Source organism: Amycolatopsis echigonensis, assembly GCF_014174495.1.
Classification (GTDB): Bacteria; Actinomycetota; Actinomycetes; order Mycobacteriales; family Pseudonocardiaceae; genus Amycolatopsis; species Amycolatopsis echigonensis.
Map to the genome: position 1 here is coordinate 1 of NZ_JACJHR010000197.1, position 2,849 is coordinate 2,849.

2 protein-coding genes and 1 pseudogene are annotated in these 2,849 nt (G+C 70.6%); 2 read left to right on the top strand and 1 reads right to left on the bottom strand.

The genetic code is table 11. The features are described from left to right. Window positions 1-22 precede the first annotated feature (22 nt). A complete protein-coding gene (locus H5411_RS46125) occupies window positions 23-673 on the bottom strand; it encodes a hypothetical protein (protein WP_183127978.1) in 651 nt (216 codons plus the stop codon). 258 nt (window positions 674-931) lie between these two features. Here H5411_RS46125 and H5411_RS46130 point away from each other — a divergent pair, with 258 nt between their 5' ends. Beyond that, entirely contained in the window at window positions 932-1,969 is a 1,038-nt protein-coding gene (locus tag H5411_RS46130; RefSeq protein WP_101436117.1) for a polyprenyl synthetase family protein, read from the top strand. A gap of 12 nt (window positions 1,970-1,981) precedes the next feature. Then, window positions 1,982-2,849: pseudogene (locus H5411_RS46135) on the top strand (hypothetical protein); the annotation flags it as partial.

A 2,849-nucleotide genomic window follows, 5' to 3' on the forward strand; every position in this document is an offset into this window, starting at 1 on the left:
ATGAGGGTTCCCCTCACGGACTTCAGGGAGTGGGGGAGCAGGCGGTGTGGCCTACGGTGACCGAGCCCGAAGCGCCCGATGCCGGTGCGAAGTCGATCCGCAGCATGGTCAGCGTCATGCTTCCGTCGCCGGGCAGCGTCTGGATGTTGAATACCGCGTTCGCTAGCACCGTGCCGTCCGATTTCGTCAGCGGCTTGGTGTAGTTCGCGGGGATGGGCGAGGGCAGGCCGGAGATTCCGGTGAGGCCGCTGAGTGTCCAGTTGGCGTTGCTTCCGCTCTGGGTCGCCTTGCAGGTCACCGTGTACGACGAGATGCGGATTCGCTTGCCGCCGGAGCTCACCAGGGCTGACAGTTCGAAGTTGTTCCCCGTGGCGGTCGACGTCGTGGTGGTGACGTCGTTCGCCGGGTCCGTGACCTCCGTGGTGCACGAGGACGTGCCGCCGCCGACGCGGACGCCGGGTTGGGATACGGCCGTCGCGGAGCCGCTGGTTGGGCCTTCTACGGCGCACGGGGCCTGCGTCGGGATGGAAATCGTGGTTCCGGCCTTCGTGAAGTTCGCGTTGCCGAGGTCGGCGACTCCGGCCGGGGCGTCCGCGACGGCGGTCCCGGCAGCGGCGAGCAAACCAGCGGCGGCCAGGGCTGCTCCGGCCAGTGCGGTGCGGGTGATGATCATGTTCGTCTCCTCGGTGCGGTGCTGCCTCTCCCGACTATCCGCAGGTCCGAATCGCCCGTTGCGTCCTCGGGCGGCGATCACCCGTCCGGGAGCGCGGATCAACCCGTTCGTGGCCTGGCGCGGAGCTGGCGCGGCAGTGTCGCGTTCGTCACCGTTTCCGCAGGACAGCGGGTAAAGGCAGGCCGCGGGGCAACCACTACCCTGAAGGGGGTAACCGACTGGCGACGAGCGCCACGAGAGAGCGGAGCCGACGTGTCTGTGTCTTCACCACCTCCGGGGGCGGCCCGGGATGGCGCTGTCGAGGACCTGCGCGCGACCGTCGGACTGCAGATCCAGGACGAGCCGCTGCTGCGCGCGATCGCGGGCGGGCTGGCGGACGTCGAGACGATGCTGCGGGACGTCGTGAAGAGTGACGTGCCCGCTGTGCACGACGCGGCGTTGCACCTGGTCGAGGCGGGGGGCAAACGTTTCCGTCCGCTGTTCACGCTGCTGTCCGCGCAGTTCGGTCCCAAACAGGGCGAGCAGGTGCTGATCGCGGCCGCGGCGGTCGAGCTGGTGCACCTGGCGACGCTGTACCACGACGACGTGATGGACGAGGCGACCATGCGGCGCGGCGCGGAGAGCGTCAACTCGCGCTGGGACAACACCGTCGCGATCCTCACCGGCGACTACCTCTTCGCGCACGCCTCCCGGCTCGTCGCCGACCTCGGCACGGACGCCGCGCGGATCATCGCCGAGACGTTCGGCGAGCTGGTCAGCGGCCAGATGCGGGAGACCGTCGGTCCTGGCCCCGGCGACGATCCGGTCGAGCACTACCTCACCGTCATCGCGCAGAAGACCGGTTCGCTGATCGCGACGTCCGGGCGCTTCGGCGGCATGATGTCCGGCGCGGCCGAGGAGCACATCCAGGCGCTGCGCCGCTTCGGCGACATCATCGGCGCGGCCTTCCAGATCTCCGACGACGTCATCGACATCGCGTCGCCCTCGGTCGAGCTGGGCAAGGCGCAGGGTACTGACCTGCGAGAAGGCGTCCGTACGCTGCCGATGCTGTACGCGCTGGCCGACCCGGACACCGACCCCCGGCTGGTGGAACTGCTCGCCGGCCCGATCACCGACGACGACCTGGTGGCCGAGGCGCTCGAGCTGCTGCGCCGTTCCAGCGGCCTCGAACGCGCGCGCGAAACCCTTTCCGACTACGCTTCCCGAGCACGTGCCGAGCTCGCCTCGCTGCCCGCTTCCCCTGCGCGCGACGCTTGCGAGTCGGTCGCCGACTACCTGGTCGCGCGAACGTTCTAAAAGGGGCGGAAGATGTCCATTTTCGGGCAGGTGTGGCTCTGGAGCCTGCTGGCCTTCGTCGTCGGGGCGGTGCTCGCCTGGCTGGTGCTGGCGCGTCCGGCGCGCAAGCGGGTACGCGAACTGGAAACGGAACTGGCGAGCGCACACGCCGACACGGCCCGCGCGGCGGCCAGCACGCCCGCGCGCACCGCGGTGCTGCCGCCCGCGGAGGACTGGACCAGAGACCGTCGCGAGCACGCTCCGACGGAGGTCATCCAGGCGACGAGCGCTTTCGAGCCGGAGGCCGAGTACGACGCGGAGTACCGCACGGCCCCGGAACCGGAGTCCGTGGCCACTCCGGACCCCGAGCCCGCCGCGCACACCGCGCACTTCTCGGAGGACGACGTCGACGAGGCGTTCGCGCAGGCCGAGGCTCGCGAACACCAATCAGCCAACGGTCTTTTCGACAGCGCACCGGCCGAGAGCGCTCCGGAGGACTCGGGCTCGGCCTACCGCGCCGCGGCCACCGAATACCTGCAGCCGGCCGACCGCGACACCAGTTCGCACCGCATCGCCGAACCGGCCGAGGACCACGACAGCGGCTACCACCGCATCGCGGAACCAGCGGACGAGCACGACAGCGGCTACCACCGTGTCCCGGAACCGGCCGACGTTCCCGAAACGGACCGTCCCGCCGCCGAGGACGAGGCGGGGCGTCATCTGGCTGAACCAGTGCGGCTCCGGCTCGGCGGCCCGGCCCGGACCCGGACGGAACAGCGAGACTGGCTCGGGCTCCGAAGCGGGGCCGTCCACCGGAGCCGGGTCGAGCCGTCGCTCCAAAGAGGACAGACCATCGGCGGGCTCGGCCAGATGACGCCCCGCCCCGTCCTCGGCGGGGGGG